This is a genomic window from Bacillus sp. NMTD17 (assembly GCF_002998735.1).
In the GTDB taxonomy this organism is placed as follows: Bacteria; Bacillota; Bacilli; order Bacillales; family Bacillaceae; genus Bacillus.
Genome location: NZ_PVRH01000004.1, coordinates 223807 through 245966, shown reverse-complemented (window position 1 = coordinate 245966; position 22160 = coordinate 223807). Strand labels below are relative to the sequence as shown.

Here is a 22160-nt window from a genome sequence, read left to right as displayed (position 1 = left end):
CTCACCCTTATGTCGTGTAGCGATTTTTTGGCTGTTTTAACCCAAGATTTTCTCGTAAGGTTTGTCCTGTGTAATCTGTTTTGAATAAGCCACGTTCCTGAAGAATCGGGACAACGCGGTCTACGAACACATCCAGCCCTTCTGGCAAGAGCGGCGGCATGACGTTAAAGCCGTCTGCTGCTTCTTCATTGATCCATGTTTCCATCACATCTGCTAGCTGCTCTGGTGTTCCAATGAAAATATTATGACCACGAGAGCCGGCAACCGATTGATAGAGCTGGCGAATGGTCAGGTTATCCTTTCTCGCCATATTCATCACAAGATCAAAGCGGCTTTTCACCGCATTTGACGTGCTTGGATCAATCTCTGGAAGCGGTCCGTCTAAAGGATACTGAGACAGATCAATCCCACCTAAGTAGTTTTGCAGAATGCTCAGCCCAATCTCAGGAACAATCAGCTCCTGTAATTCTTCATATTTTGCTTTGGCTTCTTCCTCTGTATCAGCAATGATCGGGAAGATACCCGGCATGATGCTGACGTCCTCTCTAGCACGACCAGCAGCCTCAACTTTCTCCTTCAAGCTTTGATAAAATTCCTTCGCTTTTTCGAGATCGTTTTGTGCAGTGAAAATGAGCTCAGCTGTTTTCGCTGCAAGCTTTTGACCATCTTCGGATGATCCTGCTTGAATGATCACTGGCTGCCCTTGAGGCGTGCGTGATACGTTGAGAGGACCCCGTACTGAGAAGAACTCACCTTTATGCTGGAGCTCATGAAGCTTACTAGATTCAAAGAATTCTCCCGTTGCCTTGTTTCTGACAAGGGCGTCTTCCTCCCAAGAATCCCAAAGACCTTTCACGACCTCGACAAATTCTTCTGCTCGCTCATACCGTTTATGGTGTGCTAAATGCTCTTCCCCGCTAAAGTTTTTCGCTGTTTCTTCAATAGAAGATGTGACCACATTCCATGCCGCTCTTCCGCCTGATAAATGATCAAGGGAGGCAAACTGTCTTGCAATATGGAAGGGCTCACTGTATGTAGTGGATGCTGTTGCTGCTAAACCAATTGATGAAGTAGACTCAGCAATGGACGAAAGCAGGGTGAGCGGTTCAAATCTCGTGAGTACATTCGGATGAGAGGTTTGATTAATGGATAAGCTGTCGGCTAAAAAGAGTAAATCTAGCTTTCCTTCCTCTGCTTTTTTCGCTAATTGTTTAAAATAATCCAGGTTCATGGCTGCATCTGATACGGCGTTCGGATGTCTCCAAGAGGCAACATGATGTCCAGTTCCTGCGATGAATACGCCTAGCTTGAGCTTCCTTTTCGGCTGTGACACTTGTTCTTCATCCTTTCTATATCCTGCTGTATCAAACTGAAGTCCTCAGAAGATACATTTTTCTGATTGAATTAATCGGTTTTATCAATAAAAAAAGGGCAAATGTTGCGAAAAATGAAAAATAATTATTACTATATGCCCTTTTTACAGGATTGTCAACCGCCTTCTGAACCTCCAAAATTAGGGATTTCACCCGTTCATCATGGTGTGTCGATTTCAATATTTCCGATGAGCCGGTCTGTGGTATGTGTTACCAATTGGCTGCGTTCCAGCATGTTATGGGCGATCACAGAATGAGTGGAAGATATAGTGCGGACGGCAATCGCTTTTTGAGGAGATAAATTAATGATGTTATTCCGCAGCACACGGGCTGAGGCGGCTTGATCGATAAAGATCGCCGTCGGCTGTCCGAACGAACGATTTAAATAAAAGCGGTTATCTCCAATTTGCGGTGAACCATTTTTAATATACATCACCACATATAAAGATGTTTCTTCAAAGGAATTATCTTTAATTTCTAATGGACCCGTCGTGCTGCTGTATAAGGCGTAATTTTGGTAGTGCTTAAAGCGATTCTGCCAGATGAAAGCCTTTGCACTCCCAGTGATACTGATCGTATACGAAGACGCAAGCTCTGGGTGTCCTTCTTGAATAAAGTGGTTGCCGTTGATTCCAGTTTCCCCTTCCTGCACCCATATCCCTCTGCTGAAATCTTTGAATTGATTGTGCTGGATCAGGATATTCGTTCCTCTCACCATCGCCCCATCGATCACCGAGTAGATTGTATTGTTTGAAAAGACGACGCTATCCGATTGATAGATACGCAGCGCTGCGCTTCTTTGCCCTGTATTCGTCCCCGATTCAATATGATTTCCTTCTATTAGAATACGATTCGCCATATAAACGGACACAGCCGCATCTTCAAATAGACTGATCTTATTTCCTGTAATGTGAACGCTGTCGCCCCTCACATCAATCCCTTTTTCAAATCCCTCAATCATATTGCCAATAATGATCACATTGTTTTCCGTTTGACCAAGAGAGACACCTAAGCTCGTAATTCCTGCTTTTGTAACGCCTCCTCCCACTGCACGGATCAAATTGTTGGCAATGATTGTTTCGGTGGCAAAGCCATAGGAGATACTGCTGTCTGTATGATTGCCTTCAATGATGACACCATAGCCGTTGAAATTATAAATGGAACTTGCAGCACCACCTCTTACAATGTTGTTTCGAATTTGAATATTCAGCGGTTCTTCCATATTAACTGCTTTTTCTCCGTAGCCTTCAATATCAATACCCATTCTCGGCTCGACTCCGTTTACTCCTGCTCTCTCCAGCAGACAGTCCTCCACAATGACCCCATCACAGCCTGTAATCGAGATATTGTTTCGTCTTGAATCTGTGATGTGGCAGCCAGAAATATGAATAGATGAAGCAGGCGAGTACGATTCAGCTTGTGATAATAAACCGTGGGGACTGACAATGATGCCGTCTCCCGTACAATTCTTGATTTGCACACGATTCACTTCCACATGGGAGGCCCCTTCAATACATATCCCAAAGCCCCACTCATGGGTTTTTCGTTCAGGGGGAAGCGACTTGTACACATGCTCATGACGATCCCCTTCGATTCGCCCGCCCCTGATGGTCACATGCTGAACCTTTCCTATATAAAAGGCCGCATACCCCCACGAATCATTTGGTTTTACCTTAATCACGGCATCCGGCGCCATCTCAATGTACATATGACTTGGCACCCGTATGCCTGCACCTCGGAAAGGAAAAAATCGATCACCTCTGTACACTGCATCGATTACATACGTGCCGCTCGGCAGCCAGACGTGGGAATACCCCTGTGCTTTCGTCCATTCTAAGCATTCATTGAGCCTCGCTGTACAGTCCGTTTCCCCATCCGCAATCACACCAAAATCTTGTACATTGACAACAGGTTTTTTTAGATCAGATTCATTCAATTCCCCCAACCTAAATCCCTCCTTTTCACACAAGTCCTCTTGTCATCCTATGCATGTGTAAAAGGTTTGCTTGTACAATTCTTCAAATTTTAAGTAAATTCTTCCGATATAACTTTCTGACCATTCTCACTTGAAAGAATGTTTCATTTTTTTGAGTCTTTACGCCTATTGAACTAACATTTTCCTGTTTTAGAATAGTTTTATATTGACACAAGAACTATACAAGAATATCATTTTTCTCATATCTCTTTTTTTAAGAAAGGATCTATGCCATGTCTACAATTGACCACGATAAAATTGTTAAAAGTGTTCCTCAAAAAGGGTTTTTTGGACATCCTAAAGGACTTTACACACTGTTTTTCACTGAATTTTGGGAGCGTTTCTCTTATTACGGCATGCGTGCACTGCTTATTTATTATATGTACACAGAGGTGACAAAAGGCGGTCTTGGTTTTGATCAGACGACAGCCAATTCGATCATGTCTGTCTACGGTGCGCTTGTCTATATGTCAGGCATTATTGGAGGATGGCTCGCCGATCGAGTATTCGGTTCGTCCAGTACGGTCTTTTATGGCGGGGTTTTCATTATGCTTGGACATGTCATTTTAGCTTTGCCAAGCGGAGCAACAGCGCTCTTTATTAGTATGGGACTGATTATTATTGGGACGGGCCTTTTGAAGCCGAACGTTTCAAACATTGTTGGCGACCTGTATACCAAAACGGACCCTCGCAGGGATTCTGGCTTTAGTATTTTCTACATGGGCATCAACATGGGTGGTTTTATTTCCCCATTAATTGTCGGAACACTCGGTCAAAAAGTGAACTTCCACCTCGGATTCTCACTTGCTGCCGTTGGGATGCTTGTTGGACTTATTACATTTGTGATCACGAAAAAACCGAACCTTGGTCTTGCCGGCACTTATGTGACAAATCCGTTATCAGCTGCTGAACGCAAGAACTTCAAAATTTTCGGAACATTGATCATCATTGTGCTCGCTGTTTTTGTTGTCATTGGCATTCAAACAGGCGCACTCACGATTAATCTATTCACTTGGTTTGTCAGTGTGCTTGGTGTGCTCATTCCGATTGTGTATTTCATCGTCATGTATTTCAGTAAAAAGACGAGCTCAGTGGAGCAATCCAGGGTTCTCGCTTATATTCCATTGTTCCTTGCTGCGGTGATGTTCTGGGCAATTCAAGAACAAGGCTCAAACATTTTAGCCACATATGCAGATCAACGAACAAACTTGAATTTCCTAGGGATGACACTTGCCTCTTCGTGGTTCCAATCATTGAACCCAATCTTTATTGTGCTGCTGTCTCCTGTGTTTGCTTGGTTGTGGATTAGACTTGGAAAGAAACAGCCGTCTACCCCGATTAAGTTCTCACTTGGCCTTCTGTTTGCAGGATTATCCTTCATCATCATGATCATTCCTGCCTACATGTCTGGTCCGAATACACTTGTGAGCCCATTATGGCTCGTTCTGAGCTTCTTCCTTGTCGTGATCGGAGAGCTCTGCTTATCACCAGTTGGGCTGTCAGCAACAACAAAGCTTGCACCTGCTGCCTTCTCAGCGCAAACGATGAGCCTTTGGTTCCTTTCAAATGCGATGGCACAGGCGATCAATGCGCAAGTGGTCAAACTGTTTGATAAAGTGCCAGAAACCGTCTATTTCGGTATCATCGGAATGCTTGCCATCGTTTTATGCGGTGTGATGCTGCTCTTAACACCAGTGATCAAGAAAGCAATGAAAGGCATTCATTAAATGAAAAAAGAAGCCTCCCGATTGGGTTGGCTTCTTTTTCTGGTTTAAAACCGGATCTCATCATCTCCATGGATTTGCAGCTTAAGCGGTTCACTTTTCGCCTGATGCTTTTTCACATAGCGGTGATAGACGACATACCCAATGATCATGAGAGGGACGCCGACATATAACCCAATGCGCTGTTCCTTATCAAAGGCAAGGCTGATTAAAACGATTGTGTTGAGTGTAATCGCAATAATTGGCAGAACCGGATAGAGAGGGGTTTTAAATTTTAAGTTTTCCAGCTTTCCGCCTGCTTTAAGATATCTTCTGCGGAAAAGCATCTGTGATAATGTAATGGTGATCCAGCCAGTCTGGGCACTCATGCCGGCAATGGACACGATCCAGGCAAATACTGTTTTCTCTGCAAAGAACCCGGATAATAGCGAAATCCCTGTAAACAGGAACGTGAGCAGTAAGGCATTCATTGGAATACCGCGCTGATTCACGCGTCTAAATGCTTTTCCTGCCATTCCTTCCTTCGATAAGGAATACAGCATTCTCGTCGATGCATACAAGCCAGAGTTGGCAACAGATAATAAAGCGATGATAATGACAAAGTTCATGATGTCTGCCGCAAAAGGAATTCCCGTTCTCTCAAATACAGTAACAAATGGACTTTGCAGCACACTCGCTTCCTTCCAAGGCACCATACCCGCTAAGACAAAGATGGATAAGACGAAAAAGACGAGTGTACGCCAAACCGTCTGATGAATCGAACGAGGAACGGTTTTTTCAGGGTTTTCACTTTCCCCTGCCGCAATCCCGATCAGCTCTGTTCCTTGGAATGAAAAGTTCACGGTGATCATCGTGACCACAACGGCGAGCAATCCATTTGGAAACAAACCATCACTCACAAAATGACTGAAGTAAGGGGCAGGTTCACCGCTCGTTGTTTCAATAAAACCAAACATCGCCGCTCCGCCTACACCTATAAAGAGTAAAATCGCAATAATCTTAATGGTTGAAAAGAAAAACTCCGACTCCCCGAACGCTTTCGCCGACCGGGCATTTAATAAGAAAAGACACATTCCAAATATGAGACACCAAATCCACACATCCACTTGCGGGAGCCAGCGCCTCATCAGCTGTCCTGCTGATAAGAATTCTAGGGCGACCGTTGCCGCCCAGCCAAGCCAATAAATCCAGCCGACAGCAAAACCCGCTGCAGGGCTGACAAATTTCGTCGCATACGTATGAAACGACCCCGACACAGGAAGTGCGACCGACAACTCTCCAAGACACAGCATGGTTAAATACATAATCAATCCGCCCACAATATAAGAAAGAACGGCTCCAACTGGCCCTGCTTGTCCAATCGTATAGCCCGTTCCTAAGAAAAAGCCTGTCCCAATGACACCGCCAAGTGAAATCATAAATAAATGGCGGGAGGTCATCGCCCTTTTCAGTTGTTCGGGCTGATTTTGTCCAACATCCACAATGATGCCCTCCTTCTTCTAAGATGCTCAGTTATCAAAACATGTCTCCATGTGATTCATTCCATTTTCAAAACAACCTACTAATTATACATCTTTTATAATAAATATTCTTCCTTCTATGGTCACTGTCTCAAAGTCTTTATTTTAGTAATGTTCGCACAAATAAAAGATGATAGGCTTTATAGACGTTAGAGGTTTGAAAGAAATGGGTTGCGGGCATAAAGTTGGTGAGATTCGCTCAAGCTAGTTTCAAATGCTTTACTTTTAGGTTGCTTCTCTGTAAGATCATATGTTGTAAATACCAACAAGAAAAGTGGGGAATAAAATGAAAAAAATGTTCTTTGCCATTATGTTAGGCGCTTGTGTTGCATTGATCACGGCATGTGGATCTGGTGCAAGCGACAACGCGAATAAACAATCTGGGTCTAAGGAATCAGGTGACCTTTGGAAATCCATTCAGGATAAAGGTGTTCTGACGATCGGAACAGAGGGTACTTATGCTCCTTTCACATTCCATGACAAAAAGACAGATAAATTAACTGGCTACGATGTAGAAGTCATCACAGAAGTAGCAAAACGTCTTGACTTAAAACCTGAATTCAAAGAAACACAATGGGACAGCATGTTTGCTGGACTGAATTCAAAACGTTTTGACGTGGTAGCGAACCAAGTTGGTAAAACTGGACGTGAAAATCAATATGAGTTCTCTGATAAATACACAACGTCTCAAGCCATTGTTGTGACAAAATCAGATAACAACGACATCAAGAAACTATCTGATGTAAAAGGCAAAAAAGCAGCACAATCTTTAACAAGTAATTACAATAAACTAGCTACAGATGCTGGTGCTAAAATTGAAGGCGTTGAAGGCCTTGCACAATCGATTCAATTGATTCAGCAAGGACGTGCTGATCTGACGTTCAATGACAAGCTGGCTGTATTGAATTACTTGAAAACAAGCGGGAACAAAAACCTAAAAGTTGCATTTGAAACAGGAGATCCTCAAGAAACTTACTTTGCATTCAGAAAAGGCAGCGGCGAAGTCGTTGACAAAGTGAATGGCGCATTAAAAGAAATGAAAAAAGACGGTACACTTGCTAAGATTTCTAAGAAATGGTTTGGTGAAGATGTTACAAAGTAATACCCTGGGAGTCGTCATTCCTTGGGATCTTCTTCAGCAATCTTTTTGGCCAATGGTGATGCAGGGGATTTATTATACAATTCCCCTCGCCATCATTGCCTTTATCATTGGTATTTTTATCGCGCTTGTGACAGCTCTTGCTAGAATGTCTAAAATCAAAGCCCTCAGATGGATTTTCTCCATCTATGTGTCGGCCGTTCGTGGAACGCCGCTTTTTGTGCAATTGTTTATTATTTTCTATTTCTTTCCGACATTTAATATCACACTGGATCCATATCCAAGTGCCATTATTGCTTTTTCATTAAACGTAGGTGCGTATGCATCGGAAATTATTCGTGCATCCGTCCTGTCTGTTCCAAAAGGACAATGGGAAGCTGGTTATTCGATCGGGATGACGCATCGTAAAACACTCGTCCGCGTCATTTTACCGCAGGCTGTGCGTGTATCGATTCCGCCGCTATCTAATTCATTCATTAGTTTGGTGAAGGATACATCTCTTGCCTCTCAAATCCTCGTGGCAGAGCTTTTCCGTAAGTCTCAGGAAATTGCTGCAGCGAACTTGGATCAGATATTGTTCATTTATATGGAAGCAGCCCTGATCTATTGGGTATTCTGCTTCATTCTATCGCTCGTTCAGCATCAAATTGAAAAACGACTTGATCGATATGTCGCAAGGTAAGGAGGGAACGACATGCTAACAGTCAAAGGTCTTAAGAAATCCTTTGGTGAAAATGAGATTTTAAAGTCAATAGATTTTACGATCAACAAAGGGCAGGTTGTAGCCATTCTTGGCCCATCAGGTTCAGGAAAAACAACGATGCTTCGCTGTTTAAATGCACTTGAAACACCAAATGGCGGCTCCTTTACCTTCGATGATTTCTCGATAGATTTTTCGAAAAAAAATAAATCAGCTGACCTGCTGAAACTTCGCCGAAAATCAGGAATGGTGTTTCAGGATTATCACCTGTTTCCACACCGCACAGTGCTTGAAAATGTGATGGAAGGTCCTGTTCAAGTACAGCGCCGTCCAAAGGAAACGGTTCGAAAAGAAGCCATCCAGCTCTTGCAAAAGGTCGGTCTTGAAGATAAAAAGGATCTGTATCCATTCCAGCTCTCAGGCGGTCAAAAGCAGCGTGTCGGGATCGCCCGTGCACTTGCCATTCAGCCAGAGCTCATGCTTTTTGATGAACCAACCTCTGCACTTGACCCTGAGCTTGTCGGGGAAGTCTTAAAGGTCATGAAGGATCTAGCGAAAGAAGGCTGGACCATGGCAGTTGTCACACATGAAATCAAGTTTGCCCAAGAAGTGGCAGACGAAGTGATTTTTATTGATGGCGGCGTCATCGTCGAACAAGGCCCTCCGGAAGAAATCTTCAAACGACCGAAGGAAGAACGAACAAAACAATTCTTAAACCGGATTTTGAATCCAGTATGATGAAAAAAGGCTGTTCTCACGTGATGAGAGCAGCCTTTTTTCATATTTTTAAAAGTAAGCGATTACAATTGAGCAAAGCCATTTAAAGGGGCGTGGGAGTATGTTACGATTGAATTCGAGTGTTTAAGAAAGAAGGGAATGCTTTTGAAGCGGGAACATCTTTTACGTTGGTTTTTTTATTTTGTTGGATTGATCGTACTAGCTTTTGGATTATCGCTGACAGTGAAAGGAAAGATTCTTGGGATTGGTCCTTGGGACGCTTTCCACTACGGACTGTTTCAGCACTTTGGACTCACGATTGGACAGTGGTCCATCATTATTGGTGCACTGATCGTGACACTGACTTCTGTTTTTACGAAATCATTTCCAAAGATCGGCGCATTATTGAACATGGTGCTGATTGGCGTGTTTATAGATTTCTTTAATGCGGTATTGCCTGCACCACATGGGTATTTACCCGCTTTATATGTGTTTATTACAGGCGTTGTGGTATCAGGGTATGGTGTTGGCATTTATGTCTCAGCCAATCTTGGCGCCGGGCCAAGAGATTCATTAATGCTGCTCATCTCAGCGAAAACAGGATTGAACGTGCAGTGGGTTCGAAATGGCATTGAGTTAACAGTGCTTTTATTTGCATGGATGCTCGGCGGACCGATTGGCATTGGCACGATTCTGACTGCTATTTTTACAGGTATCGTCCTTCGTTTCTCCTTGCCGCAGTCTACACGGCTCCTGCAGCTGCTTATTACTAAAACAGCAGAGAAACCTGTTCAAACGCTTATCAGATAAGAACAAGCCATTCTACAAAAAGAATGGCTTTTCTTGTGCTGAAATAAATAAACAGATTTTTCTTATATTCATAAGATGAAATAAGCCTACATCTGTCATTTTAGGCTTTCAGTGAAAAGGAGGCTGTTTCCCTTTTGTACGGCGCTCACCAATGTTACAATCAATGTAAAAAATTGAGGTTCGTTATGAAGATATTTGCTATCCAATTACTACACTTAGATGAAATAGGTGCACGACAACAAATCGATTGCCTGAAACCCTTTGTATCACCTGCAAAGCGTGCTGCGGCTGAGCGCTTTCGTTTTTTTGTCGATGCAAGAAGGACCCTGTTAGGTGAGGTGCTGGTTCGTCAAATGATCCATGATATGTACGATCTGCCTATTGATCAAATCGTTTTTGCAACAGAGGGCAATGGCAAGCCTGTCGTCCGGCACATTCCTTCTTTTCACTTTAATCTTTCTCACTCTGGTGATTGGGTCGTATGCGCAATAGATGATGCACCTGTAGGTATTGATATTGAGGAGATCAAACCGATTGATCTAGCGATTGCTAAACGATTTTTTTCAGCAGATGAGTATGAGGATTTACTTTCACAACCGGCAGAACGGCAGGAAGCCTACTTCTTTCATCTATGGTCAATGAAGGAGGCCTTTATCAAGCTGACTGGAAAGGGATTATCTTATGGTCTTTCGTCCTTTACAGCCCGTCTGTCAGAGGATGGACAGGCGACGTTGACATTACCTGATCATGAAGCGCCCTGCTTTGTTCAAACATACTCACTCGATCCTGCCTACCAAATGGCGGTGTGCACACGAAAACCTTCTGCGGCTGAACGTGTTGAGATACTCTCTTGCAAAGATGTACTGTCCCGTCTTTAATATCGCCCAATTTGCTGAAGTGCTGTCTTTAGCAATTCGACTCCACGTGTGATTTGGTCTTCTTTCACATGCCAGATGTTCAGCTGAAGAATGGGGTCTTTTTGATGGGTCGACAGGTAGTGGCGGCCGATTGACTGAACGGAAACAGATGCCTTTTTCAGCTGCTGAATGAGCTGATTCATCGGAATTGATCGATCGACACGAAGATGTGTATGGGTAGCTGGCTCCTCTTCTCCCAGTTGATAAGCGATTTGATCATTTTTCAGACAAGTCACCAGCTGTTTGGATCGGTTGCGATAGGTTGTCTGCATTCTGTCTCGATGCCGTTCAAACATCCCGCTTTTTAAATATATTTCTAAGGCTGCCTGTGACAGCATGGAGCTGTCGATGTCAATGAGCCGTTTGTGTTCACTAAAAGGTCCAATCAGTTCCTCAGGTAAAACGACTGCTCCTGTTCGAAGTCCTGGAAAGATGATTTTGGAGAAGCTTTTTAAATAAATGACCTTACCCGCCTGATCATACGAATAGATCGGGTCTCTTTTTGCGTCGAATTCTAAATCGGCTATATAATCATCTTCAACGATATAGACATCATATTTCTCAGCAAGGGCTGCAATCGCTCTTTTCTCCTGTTTTGACAAGCTCGTTCCAAGCGGGTTTTGAAACCTTGGCATCGTATAGAAAAAACGAATCTCCTCTTCTCGAAAGATACGCTCCAATTCCTGAAGATCAATTCCCTTTTCCGTCCGCTGAATCCCCCGCACAGGCAGTTGATTTTTCTCTAAATATTGGAGATATAGGTGATAGCCAGGCTGTTCGACTAGTATGGTCTGTTTTCCATTCGGAAAAGGGATGGTGCTTAAAATGGATAACGCCAGCTGAATACCAGAGGTCATGACGATCTGTTCTGGATTTGCAAATACTTGATAATCCATTAATCGCTTAGAAATGACTGGCAGCAGCGATGGTAAGCCGTTGGCTGTGCCATAAATAAACAAGTCATTTTGATACAAATCAATCGCTTGGTTGATGCAGTGCTGAAAATCGACATATGGAAACACAACGGGATCAGGTGCAGATGAAGCAAAATCAATCCATGTGCTGTCCTGTTTACCCGCTGACTGCTTCGTTTTCACGACATAATAGCCGCTTCTTTCTACAGAATACAGCAGATGTTCACGTTCTAATGTGTCCAGTGCTTTGATGACAGTGCTTTTACTCACTCCATATTGAGCCGCTAAATGACGAATGGAAGGGATCTTCATGCCAGCACTGTATTCACCAGACGCCATTTTCTCTTTTAAGCTGAGAATAAGCTGATCATATTTCCTCACACCGCTTCCTCCTTGTACCGGTACAGATATCATGTTCTCTTATTGTACACCTTAGATGATCCGATTACGATAGAAGAACAGAACCGGTCAATTCAACTGAAGCATGCATGCTCGTGTAAGGAGTCAAGTTGTGAACATTTCAAAACAGAAAGCGTATGCTGCCGCGATAGGCTACGCCACGATTATTGGTTTTTCATTTTTGTTTGTCAAAATTGCATTAGAATCAGCAAACCCGATCGATTTATTGGCACACCGCTTTACGATTTCTTTTGCAGCCGCACTATTGCTGTATCCATTTTTACGAAAGAAGAACCGCTTCTCCATTCAATGGCGTGACCTTCTCTACATCGTACCGTTTTCCTTGCTTTACCCTGTGTTGTTTTTTGCTTTTCAAGTATGGGGGCTGATGTATACTTCTTCGTCAGAGGCTGGTATTATTCAGGCAACGATTCCCATTCTGACGATGGTGCTGGCCGCGTGGTTTTTAAAGGAACGCGCGACATGGATACAAGTACTGTTTACCCTTCTTTCTGTGTGCGGGGTGATGCTTCTCTTTGTCATGAAGGGAATTGATGTAAAGCATTCACACATGATCGGCTATGTGCTGATATTGCTTTCAGCCTTATCCTCCAGTGCATATAGTGTATTTGCCCGGGTGATTACACGGCGCTTCCATGTGATTGAACTCACCTTCGTGATGACATTCTTTGGGTTTGTCTTCTTCAATGCCGCTGCGCTCATTCGGCATTCGGTTAACGGGACAATGCCGCAATTTTTCAGCCCATTTACACAAGCATCCTTTGTATGGTCGATGCTCTTTTTAGGCATTCTTTCTTCACTTCTCACGGCATATTTATCAAACTATGCCCTCTCTCAGCTTGAAGCGGCAAAGGTCAGCATCTTTAACAATTTATCTGCGTTTATTACGGTCGCCGCTGGGGTTCTCATTTTACATGAAACAATCGATTGGTATCATCTCATCGGAGGTGTGCTGGTCATTGGCGGAGTGATTGGCGGGAATGTAGTGAAGAAGCGGAATTCATAAGAAAAAGCGGTCTCTCAAACGAGGACCGCTTTCTTTTAATGTCTGATGAAGTGTTGTTTGGCTGCAAGGTCAATCACATGTCTCATCTGTTCTGCGAAGTGCTCGAGGTGTGTGTTGATGTACATGTGGCCTCCATCGAAATTGGTGCGTTTGATGGTCTTTGCCCATGGCAGCCAGCCATTTGCATCTTGCATGCATTTTTCATCTTGTGTTCCATTGAATAAATAAACCGGTGTTTCGATGACGGATTGATCTTTGTGCTGGAAGGTTTCCAGCGCCTGATAGTCTGCACGTAAGGACGGCGTAAAGTAATCCATCATTGGTTTGTTCTCTAATAATTCCTTTGGAATCCCGCCCATTTCGGCAATATGCTGAACAAATGCTTCATTGGATAAATGGGTCAGGATCTGCCGTTTTGTTTGCGGCGGCTGAATGGCCGAGATCACAACTGCTGCCGGATAGACCCCTTCCTTTTCTAGCAGCTGCGTCAGTCTATACACGACAAGTCCTCCCATGGAATGTCCGAACAGGATAAATGGGCGGTTCAGGTTGCCTGTAAGCCCTTCTTTGTACAGCTCAGCCAATTGGTCAATGCTCGTTTCGAGCGGCATGAGATTGGTTCCATGTCCTGGGGGCTCTGCTGCTGTTACTTCGGCAGAGCCTTTTAGCTGTTCAAAAAGTGGACGGTACGAGGCGGAATAACCGCCTGCAAAAGGAAAACAAATAAGCTGAATAAGGTCTGATTTTTTTTCAAAGGTTTTAAATAACTGATTCATACGTCCTTACCCCTTTATAATCGTTTGAAGAATCCGTGCCAGTTCATCTGCCTGCGGCCTTTTCATCATGGTGACATGGTCTCCTTTGATGTGATAATACGAGCACGTTCCTTTCGTATAAGCCTCCCAGTCTGAGAACTTCTTCTGGAAATCGATGGCGTGATCACTGCTTTGTACAATATAAAACGGCACAGGGAATGGTTCTTTTTCTAATTCAATGGCTTGTGACATGATCGTATTATGCGTTTGCATTTGCAAATATTTATCTAAATATTGATCATTCATAAATTGATGAACCACTTCATCCTTTTCTGCCTCTTTGAGTATTGTCTGTTTCACTTCTTGGAAGCTCAGCCCTTGTAATGCTTCTGGCTGGATGCCGACGAGATTTCCCATTCCAAGGACAAGCGCAAGCATTTTCACTTCTTCTTCGTTCATATCGGCATGGAGCGCCTGATCTGCCTCATCTCTTAGCACGGGCACCGTATCTAAAATGATCAATCCTTTCGGCGCTTTTCCTGCATGGCAGAGCCGCTGATTCATTCCGTAGGCAAGATGCCCGCCCATTGAATGCCCTGCTAGATAGTCAATGCCTGGTCGATAGAAGGTCTCAATGGCTTCAATAAAAATGGTGACAAGCTCTGTGTAATGAAGGAATTGCGGTTCTTCATCCTCATATAAGCCAGGAGACTGCATGGCATAAACAGCGCCTTGATGTGTCATCAGCTTAGCAACATCGATATAGCCCATGACCGTTCCACCGGCAGGCGGTGCAAAGAATATTCTCGGTTCAGCTGGATCGCCTTTTTTCAGCTCAATCACATAGTCCTTCGGAGACCTTTCGACATGCTCCCCGGCCTCTGGCATTGCGTCTACATGTGCGGCTAGCTGAGCCGGTGCTGGATGCATGAAAATCCATTTTGGATCAACACGAATCCCCTTTTCTTTTAATTTGGCAACAGCCTGGATACTCATAATCGAATCGCCGCCTAAATCAAAGAAGGAGTCATGCATGCCTACTTGTTTGACACCAAGCACTTCCTTGAAAGCTGTGACAATCCGCTGCTGCGTTTCGGTGATTGGTTTGTCATCACCCTGGGAAAGAGAGATCGTTTCTGTCGGCTCTGGCAGTGCTTTTTGATCAACCTTTCCGTTCGTTGTGACTGGCATTTCGTCCATTACAATAAAGTAACTTGGAATCATGTAGCCTGGCAGGCTTTCCTGCAAAAATGCTTTCCAGCCCGGAACAGGATTCTCCCCGTCTGTGACAAGGTAGGCTGCCAGCCGTTTAGAGCTGCCATACGTTTTGGCGATGACTGTACATTCCTTTACTTGCGGATGCTTGAGGAGAGCTGTTTCAATTTCCCCACATTCAATCCGGTAGCCTCTAATTTTTACGAGGTTGTCTTTTCGGCCGAGATATTCAATGGTGCCATCTGAACGCCATGTACCAAGATCACCTGAACGATACAGCTTGTCTCCCTCTAGTTCAGGAAATGGATTGTCAATAAAACGCTCCTGCGTTCGCTCTGGATCATGAAGGTATCCTTTTGCCAGCCCTGTGCCGCCGATATAGATTTCTCCTTTGACGCCTGCTGGCACTGGGTTGAGCGCTTCATCTAGTATGACGACAGTTGAGTTCGATACCGGGACACCAATTGGAACTGATCTTGCACCCTCTGGCATGTGCGTGACTTGATGTGTTGCTGCTAAGGTCGTGTTTTCTGTTGGACCGTAAGCATTGATGAGCACACCCTCCATATGTGGGAGTACCTTTCGTGCATGCTCACTAGACATCGCTTCTCCGCCAACAAGTAATGTGCGGTAGCCTGCTACACTTTTTGGATCGTGCTCCACCAGCCGATTGAATAATGCGGTTGGCAGACAGTTGGCTGTCACTTGATGCGTTTTGATCAACCGTGATAATTCATCCATATTCAGTGCGGCATATTTTGGGATCAGAATCAGCTGACCGCCATTCAGCAGCATTCCCCATAATTCAAATGTAAAGGCATCAAAAGCATAGTTTGAGAGCTGAAGCATCTTGTCATCTGGACCTAGTTCAATATAGTTTGTTTCTCTAACCAGGCGGACAACTCCTGCATGAGGGAGCATCACGCCTTTTGGTGTACCTGTTGAGCCTGATGTGTAGTTGACATAGGCCAGCTGGGCTTCCCCTATGATCGATTGTTCTCTTTGATACACTGCATCTGTTTCTGATAACGGCTTGTCCATGTTAATCTTTGTACCTGTAAAGCCTACTAGACGACTCGCAAAATGAGACTGAGTGATGATCACATCACTTTGCGTATCGCGAACGATGAGGCGGATGCGTGCATCTGGATATTCAGGTGACATCGGAACATACGCAGCACCAGACTTGACGATACCTAGCACCGAGACAATCATGTCAAAGGAACGATCAAAAAGCATCGGTACCAGTGAACCTGGTCCAACTCCTTTAGACTGCAAGTAAGCAGCAAGCTGTGTCGCCTTCTCATCCAACTCTTGATACGTCATGTGCTCTTCCAAATAGGACAAGGCAATACGGTGCGGATCACGCTGCACCTGTTCTTCAAACAGCTCTTGAAGGGTCCGTTTTGGATATGATGTAGCCGTTTGGTTTTTTCCTATGATCATGGCGGCCTGTTCCGCTTTGTCCATTAAGCAATAGTCAGAAAATGTACGTTCAGGCTGAGCCGTCATACCATCTAGCAGATGAAGATAATAATTCATATAACGATGGATGGTCTCTTGATCAAATAAATCTGTATTGTATTCCACATGGATCGACAGCTGATCTCCCTGTTCAAATACATGCAGGGTGAGATCAAATTTAGACACTGTATGATGGACCATCACATGTTCACTTGTCAGCCCTTTGAGGTTTACATTGAGCGAATCTGTTACATACCCCATGGCCACTTGGAAAATAGGCGATCGACTTAAATCTCTATCCAACGAAAGATCATCGACAAGCTTGTCAAATGGATAACGCTGATGCTCAAATGCTTTTAACGTCAGCTCTTTCACGTTTTCCATGACATCAGCAAACGTATCTGCTGTGGAAATATCCTGCCTCAGCGCAAGTGTATTCACAAACATCCCAACGAGCTTCTCTGATTGTTTGGCATCTCGCCCTGCGATCGGCGAGCCAATGATGATATCTGTCTGTCCGGACAGCTTGTGAAGCAGGACGTAGTATGCTGACAGCATCGTCATGAACAGCGTTGTGCCCTGCTGCTTGGACAAAGCCTGCAAACGGCGGATAAGCGGTTCTTCCAAGACGATTTGCTCTGTAGCGCCGTTAAATGTTTGAACCGGCGGACGAGGGCGGTCAAACGGCAGCTCTAGCACTGGAAGTTCACCTTGTAAGGTATCGAGCCAATAGGTTTGGTCTGCTTGATGATGCGTTAGTTGCTCATTTTCCCAATGAACATAATCTGTCCATTCGATTTCCAGCGCAAGGAGCTGAGGCGATTCATCTGAAAGAAGCCCGTCATATGCCACTTCTAACTCCTGAATGAGCAGGCTGAGCGACCATGCATCTGAAATGATGTGGTGCTGCGCGCAAAGAAGATAAAATTCCTCATTGCCCATATCCACAATCGTCCACTGCGCAAGAGGTCCTCTTTCTAAATCATAGACGCGGTTTGCCTCTTGCTGAATAAGCTGCTTGAGTCTTCTCGTTCTCGTTTTTTCATTAAATAATGAGAAATTCGCAACTGTGACGGATGGCGGAAGGTCTTCACGTATCAGTTGAACTGGCTTGCCGCCAAGCGATTTAAATGTTGCACGCAGTGCTTCATGACGTTTCGTTAAGAGACCAATCGCTTTTGTTAACACTTGAATGTGCAGTTGTCCTGTCAGCTTCCAAGCACCTAATATATTGTAATGATGGCTCTTTTCTAATGTGGATAAGAACCAAATGCGCTTCTGAGCATGTGACAGCTCATAGCTTGTTCGCTTTTCAAGCTTTGGAATCTTGGCTTCCTGAACAGCCGGTGCCCCTTTGATGTCATCAACCATTTGCGCCAGATGGGCCAGATGCTTACTTTCAAATAATATTTTTAAAGGCGCCTTGATTGAACATTCATGATTGATCCGAGAAATAGTTTGAGTCGCCTTTAATGAATGTCCGCCAAGGTCAAAGAATTGATCCTCTTTGTACACACGATCTACGTCTAAAATGTCCTCCCATATGGCAGCAAGAATTTGCTCTGTTTTCGTTTCTGGCAATTGTTTTTCAAGGGGTTGTCCATTTTTGTGATGATTCAGCTTGAGGGCTTCATGATCAATAGAGCCATCTTGTTTTTTCGGTATTTCCTGTACTTGCTGAATATCCCAGTCACCTTTTGTTACGCCTGCGATATCTTCAAGATGCACTTCTTTGCCAGACTGAACCGTGTAAAAAAGCTTTTTCTCAAAAGTCGGTATTGGTGCTGGCTGAAGATACTCAGCGATTTCTGGATTGGCTCCGTCTAGGCCGATAAATAGATGCGCTTCATTCAGCCGGGCACCTAGACATAATGAATGGAGACCTTGCTTCTTTCCAATCAATTGAAATCCCTTGCGAACGGTTAGCGCTGCGCCGGTATGTCCCTTAGACAAACCAAGATTATCCCACATGCTGAAGTTCAAAGAGATTGCCCGTCTTCCTTCTTGAAAGGTGAGAGCGTGCGCAAGTCCATCTAAAAAGCTGTTGGCTGCAGAGTATGCCCCGAATGTTGTGCCGCCAAAAAAGCCATTCACCGATCCAAAAAAGACGAGTGGTACTGCCGGGTCATGCTTGAAGGCTTCCTGCAGGACAAACGCTCCGTCTGCTTTCCCTGACAGCTCCTTTGTGAAATCCTCTTCTGACGTATGAGCCAATGCATACTTATCCGCATGCTGAAAATGCTCTGACACATTGCCAGCCCCAGCTAAATGCAGCACGCCTCGGATCGATTGACCAAAATGTTTTTCTGCTTTGTAAATCGCCCGCTCGACATCAGCTAAATCGGTCACATCCGCTTGTACATAGATGACGTCACCGAAGTCTTTTAGCTGTGAGAGCGCCTCTTTCTTTTCCAAGCTGCCTTCCAGAGATGTCCTTCCAATCAATACGAGCTTTAGGCCAAATTGGAGCATCTGCTTAGACAGCTCAAATCCAATACCGCCAAGACCTCCAGTCAGCAAATAAAGACCTTCATATTCTAAAAACCCTTCTGTTTGAGGTGCTTTCATCATATTGACTTTTTCCAGCTTTGGTACGAACCTGTGCCCGTTTCGGTATGACACCTCTGCTTTTATATGAATCGCTGACAGCTCTTCAGCAATGTGCTTTGCATCCTGTTCCACATGCTCCGCTTCAATATCAATATGGGACACCTCTGCTCCTTCCCATTCTTGCGGGATGGTTTTTAATAAACCAACGAGCGACGTTTTCTCCACATGAAGATCGTCTTCAGGGCTTACAAATTGACCACCCTTTGTCACTACGACAAGCCGGATCGGCTCTTTGTTTTCTTGTCTCCATGCTTGATACAAGTACAAAATAGATTGATTGAAACTCGCATGCATTTCTTTGAACTGCGCAGGCTCAACGATGGCTTCTTTGTCTGTCACATTCCACAGGTGGAGCACCTGCCCGGTCTTTAATTCATCTGCTTCAAGTGCTGCAGCGAGCCTGACATAATCCCCCTTGATTCTCGGGTTCATTTGATACATTCCTTTGGACAGACGCAAAAATTCATGCCCTTTTTTCACAGAAACATAGGACTGATTTCTTTGTTCTAATTGTGCGTAAAGCGATTGGTACAGCCCTTTTTCATCCTCGAAAACGAGTACATGATCAGCAGAAGGCTGAGACGGACCAATATGCTCCTTTGCCCAAGTGCGTTTGAAAAACCAATCTGGGAGTGTTTGTTCATTTTCAGAAGCAAGATCCAGTGCCCTTTCAATGTCACGGAATACTCCCTCTTTTAGCGCTGCACCTAACTGGGCACGTTGGATTTTCCCACTCTCTGTTTTCGGAAATTGGTCTTTTTTCACCGGAATGATGTGATCAGGCTCTATCCCGATTTTTCGGATGATGGCCTCTCTAATCTGCTGAATCATCGTGATTTGTTCCTCTATCGAATCTTTTTGCGAGACAAAAAAGACGGCAAGCGTGTCGTTGCTTGATTCGGGATTGTAAATGCCGTACGCAGCGGCAAAGGTGACTTCAACCCCGTCCACCTCTTCCACAACCGCTTCAATTTCGTAATTCAAATAGTTGGCTCCGTTGATGACGATGATGTCCTTTTCCCGGCCTGTCAGAACAAGACGCCCTTCGTGAATAAACCCTAAATCCCCTGTGTGAAACCAGCCATTTTCCGCAAATACCTCTTGATTGGCTTCCTCATTTTGATCATAGCCCATCATAATCGTTGGACTCTTCACCTGTAAGCGCCCGACCTGATCTTCTGGCAGCACATGATGATGCTCGTCTACAATCCGAATCCATACAGACGGAATAGGTACGCCGACTTCTGTAAACGTCATTTTGTGCGGATGATCTTGCTCCACGTATTGGATCTCACCTGTTAACGAGGTCTGATCAATCGTCAGCTGTCCATCCTGATCATCATGCCGCATGAATTTCTTTGATTGAACAATGGCTGAGGATGTTTCAGACATGCCGTACGCCGGCACCATCGCATGGCGGCTTAATCCGTGCTGACCCATGATATGCATGAAGCGCTGCGTCACTTTTGGAACAACCGCTTCGGCTGCATTCATAATATAAGTCAGTGTGGAGAGATCCCAGCTCCCCTTGCGAATGTCGTCCTCATATTCATTCATCATGGCAAAAGCAAAATTCGGTGCCCATGTCCTTGTGACGCCGTATGTTTCTATCCAATCCAGCCACACCATCGGCCGCTCGATAAATTGATCGATGGATGGACTAATCTGCTGGCAGCCAAGGTAGACGTCATGCACATGAAACATGACAATGCCTCCTACATGATCAAGCGGCATCCAGTTAAGCGACACATCCTCATGCGTAAAGCCATTTGTCTGCTCAAAGGAGATGATTCTAGATAAAATACTTTGATGGTTGTGACGGATACACTTAGGCACACCCGTACTTCCTGAAGAGAGCAGCTGAAGCACAGGCTCATCCGGCTCTGGCTCATAATGCTGTTCATCAGGTTCACACGAGAGCAATGTTTCGATTGTTAAAATAGGCATGTCTTTTGCCTCAAATGTCTCACGCAGCCCAGCAATGTCTTCAGCACTTGCTTCGTTTGTAATAATAAACGGTTCATTTTGCAGCTGAAACACGCCCTTGAGCTTGTTCACTCCTTGATTCATCTCATCATAAACAGGCGGAACAGAGACTGGAGTCGGAATGATGCCACCGAGAATACAGCCCCAAAACACGGTGATGAAATCGTGATGATCTTTTAATTGAAATAACACTTGATCGCCATTTGTCAGGCCTGCTTTCCTTAAACCAGACAGAACCCGTTCTGCGTTTGTGAGTAACTCAGGATAGGTTTGGGTCAATGTGCGCCCGCCTTCTTTGATATAGGTCACCCCGCGGTCAGGTGACATAAAGGCTGATCGAATCAGCACCTCTGTCAGTGTGACAGGTGTGCCTGGTTTTTTGATGACATCCCCGCCATACACAAGTGCTGGCGGCTTTTCATGAGCGGATGCTTGCTTTGTTTCGCCCTCTTCATTCTTCGAGATCGATATGTTCCCTTGCGCACGCTGCCGATTAGGAAACAGATCATCTAGGTGATAAGGCATTTGTTTTTCTGTCTGACTTTCAATGAGAGCGGCCGCTTCCTCCACTCCATCTATGGCTTTCGTACGCTCTTCTATCTTTCTTAAACCCTCTTCATCAATGATGTCGATCGAAAGCAGTGCTTCTGTATCGATGGCTCCACTTTCTGCCCTTGGCAAGGAAGGCAATAAGACGAGAGCGGCTGGTACTTCATGGGGATGAAGCGGGCCTTTCATCAAGTCCTCTCTTGTCAGCGAAGGGTCCTTCGCCTGTGCAAATAGCACAAGCGAGAGGCTGCCTTCTTGATTTTTCTTAGGGATTAACACACATTCCTTTAGCGGAAAATGAAGCATCATGACTTGCTCTAATGCTTTCAGATCGATTCGTTTTCCGTTGATTCTGACGATATGATTTGCTGCATGTCCTTTTCGTCTACTAACTAACATCGTTCTT

Annotated in this window: 13 protein-coding genes; 7 read left to right on the top strand and 6 right to left on the bottom strand. The window is 44.6% G+C overall.

Translation table 11 applies throughout. The annotated features are described in order from the left end of the window. Positions 1–7 precede the first annotated feature (7 nt). Both C6347_RS13460 and C6347_RS13455 read right to left on the bottom strand, forming a co-directional pair. Positions 8–1333 (bottom strand): LLM class flavin-dependent oxidoreductase, encoded by a 1326-nt coding sequence (locus C6347_RS13460; RefSeq protein ID WP_060595529.1) that lies wholly within the window; start codon positions 1331–1333, stop codon positions 8–10. Positions 1334–1533: 200 nt separating this feature from the next. Continuing rightward, positions 1534–3318 (bottom strand): right-handed parallel beta-helix repeat-containing protein, encoded by a 1785-nt coding sequence (locus tag C6347_RS13455; RefSeq protein ID WP_066031332.1) that lies wholly within the window; start codon positions 3316–3318, stop codon positions 1534–1536. Between the two features lie 263 nt (positions 3319–3581). On the opposite strand from C6347_RS13455, the gene C6347_RS13450 reads away from it, so the two are divergent. Next, positions 3582–5075 (top strand): peptide MFS transporter, encoded by a 1494-nt coding sequence (locus C6347_RS13450; RefSeq protein WP_060595527.1) that lies wholly within the window; start codon positions 3582–3584, stop codon positions 5073–5075. A gap of 44 nt (positions 5076–5119) precedes the next feature. Here the strand turns inward: C6347_RS13450 and C6347_RS13445 are convergent, their stop codons facing one another. Beyond that, the gene (locus C6347_RS13445) at positions 5120–6553 is read right to left on the bottom strand and encodes an amino acid permease (RefSeq protein ID WP_081311447.1); all 1434 of its coding nucleotides are present in this window, start codon (positions 6551–6553) and stop codon (positions 5120–5122) included. Positions 6554–6878: 325 nt separating this feature from the next. On the opposite strand from C6347_RS13445, the gene tcyA reads away from it, so the two are divergent. The 5 genes from tcyA to C6347_RS13420 all read left to right on the top strand — a co-directional run bounded on the left by tcyA (position 6879) and on the right by C6347_RS13420 (position 10796). Next, entirely contained in the window at positions 6879–7694 is an 816-nt protein-coding gene (gene tcyA / locus C6347_RS13440) for a cystine ABC transporter substrate-binding lipoprotein TcyA (protein WP_003213831.1), read from the top strand. Continuing rightward, a complete protein-coding gene (locus C6347_RS13435) occupies positions 7681–8373 on the top strand; it encodes an amino acid ABC transporter permease (protein ID WP_034325166.1) in 693 nt (230 codons plus the stop codon). Before tcyA ends, C6347_RS13435 begins: the two co-directional genes overlap by 14 nt. Positions 8374–8385: 12 nt before the next feature. Continuing rightward, complete coding sequence (locus tag C6347_RS13430) at positions 8386–9129, top strand: amino acid ABC transporter ATP-binding protein (RefSeq protein ID WP_003214030.1); 744 nt, start codon at positions 8386–8388, stop codon at positions 9127–9129. A gap of 144 nt (positions 9130–9273) precedes the next feature. Next, entirely contained in the window at positions 9274–9918 is a 645-nt protein-coding gene (locus C6347_RS13425; protein WP_034664112.1) for a YczE/YyaS/YitT family protein, read from the top strand. Positions 9919–10103: 185 nt separating this feature from the next. Further along, positions 10104–10796 carry a 4'-phosphopantetheinyl transferase family protein gene (locus C6347_RS13420; RefSeq protein ID WP_106071733.1) on the top strand — a complete coding sequence of 231 codons (693 nt, stop codon included), beginning with the start codon at positions 10104–10106 and terminating at the stop codon, positions 10794–10796. Here the strand turns inward: C6347_RS13420 and C6347_RS13415 are convergent. Next, the gene (locus C6347_RS13415) at positions 10793–12130 is read right to left on the bottom strand and encodes an aminotransferase-like domain-containing protein (protein ID WP_106071732.1); all 1338 of its coding nucleotides are present in this window, start codon (positions 12128–12130) and stop codon (positions 10793–10795) included. The two genes, C6347_RS13420 and C6347_RS13415, sit on opposite strands and share 4 nt — an antisense overlap. A 130-nt stretch (positions 12131–12260) precedes the next feature. Between C6347_RS13415 and C6347_RS13410 the strand changes: the two genes are divergently transcribed. Continuing rightward, entirely contained in the window at positions 12261–13175 is a 915-nt protein-coding gene (locus C6347_RS13410; RefSeq protein ID WP_060595524.1) for a DMT family transporter, read from the top strand. Between the two features lie 35 nt (positions 13176–13210). Here the strand turns inward: C6347_RS13410 and C6347_RS13405 are convergent, their stop codons facing one another. Both C6347_RS13405 and C6347_RS13400 read right to left on the bottom strand, forming a co-directional pair. Next, positions 13211–13951: a thioesterase II family protein gene (locus C6347_RS13405; RefSeq protein ID WP_106031584.1), complete on the bottom strand. Its 741-nt coding sequence runs from the start codon at positions 13949–13951 to the stop codon at positions 13211–13213. A 6-nt stretch (positions 13952–13957) separates the two neighbouring features. Further along, positions 13958–22153 carry a non-ribosomal peptide synthetase gene (locus tag C6347_RS13400; RefSeq protein ID WP_106071731.1) on the bottom strand — a complete coding sequence of 2732 codons (8196 nt, stop codon included), beginning with the start codon at positions 22151–22153 and terminating at the stop codon, positions 13958–13960. Positions 22154–22160 lie beyond the last annotated feature (7 nt).